The 1,072-nt window shown below is 48.9% G+C and carries 1 protein-coding gene and 2 pseudogenes; 1 reads left to right on the top strand and 2 read right to left on the bottom strand.

Translation table 11 applies throughout. From position 1 onward, the window contains the following. Positions 1-189, top strand: a pseudogene (locus AC1BI1_RS15365) (hypothetical protein); the annotation flags it as partial. Here the strand turns inward: AC1BI1_RS15365 and AC1BI1_RS15360 are convergent. Both AC1BI1_RS15360 and AC1BI1_RS15355 read right to left on the bottom strand, forming a co-directional pair. Next, positions 186-803: a transposase gene (locus AC1BI1_RS15360; RefSeq protein WP_476718175.1), complete on the bottom strand. Its 618-nt coding sequence runs from the start codon at positions 801-803 to the stop codon at positions 186-188. The pseudogene AC1BI1_RS15365 and the gene AC1BI1_RS15360 overlap by 4 nt on opposite strands. A gap of 137 nt (positions 804-940) precedes the next feature. Next, positions 941-1,072, bottom strand: a pseudogene (locus AC1BI1_RS15355) (helix-turn-helix domain-containing protein); the annotation flags it as partial.

Here is a 1,072-nt window from a genome sequence, read left to right as displayed (position 1 = left end):
GGCATGAGCCTGGTGGCGAGAGCCAGATTCACCAACAGGGCCATGCTCATATGCGGACCTGCCCTTGCGCTGGGACTGGGAATCTCTCTGGCAAAGGATACGCTGTCTGGTATGGGTGAATATGTGCAGATGTTCTTCGGGGAGTCATCCATCATCCTAGTACAGCATTGTTTAAATATCAGTGATTAAATTACTAATGGTATCCCGGCATATGTCCACTTAAATGGGTGTGCTGTAAGATTGTATTGTTCAATAAAGCGCAGGATGCTTGCTTCCAGTTCTTCTATTGACAGGCAGCTTTTCCGCTTCAGCAGCTTCCGGTTAATGATGCCAAACCATATCTCAATCTGGTTCATCCAGGAACTGTGTTTCGGAGTATAGACAAAGCGGATCCGGTGGGAAGGGTCATGCAGGAAATCCGCTCGGCTTTCCATACTTTTAAGGATCCCTGTTTTCCCTTTTTTGCCCAGTTCCACGCCAAGGGCACAGGCTTCTGCCACAAAGCGGACAAGGGCTTCCGATTTATGGGTGTTTAGGCCATCGCATATAAATGTCCATGGGGCTTGCGGGTCTGTCCCTACCAATGCTTTCACGGCTTCCACAAAATCCTCTTCTGTGCGTGTGGAGTTTAAATACGGCATTTCCATACGGCCCGTTGCAACATCAAAGAACCCGATGAGGCTGGTCGTGCCATGGCGGATATACTCAAACTCCATTTTGGCGCACTGGCCGGGTAATGGGAGCTTGTCAGGATATTTATGTTCCAGCGCCTGTACCCCGGTCATTTCATCAGTGGAAACAATGTGTGCACCTTCCCGGCTTTGTTCCTGGGCACTCTGGTACAGGCCGCAGATTTCGTTTACTTTCCGCGCAAAAGATTCCGGGGCTTCCGTCTTTTCCGAAGAATGAAGCCAGTAACGGATTTTGTGGGGATGTAAATCTACCTCATTTTTAAAAAACGGCTGACAGATTTCTCAGAAATCTGTTCAGCGATCCCCTGCTTTTTAATTTCTGCCACTAACAGCGGGAGGCTCCACTGGCTTACTTCGTACCCAAAATCATTTGGGCTGCT

It is taken from the genome of Thermanaeromonas sp. DSM 22490 (assembly GCF_056378755.1).
The sequence above is the reverse complement of the archived record's forward strand: the minus strand, read 5'-3'. Positions and strand labels throughout refer to the sequence as shown.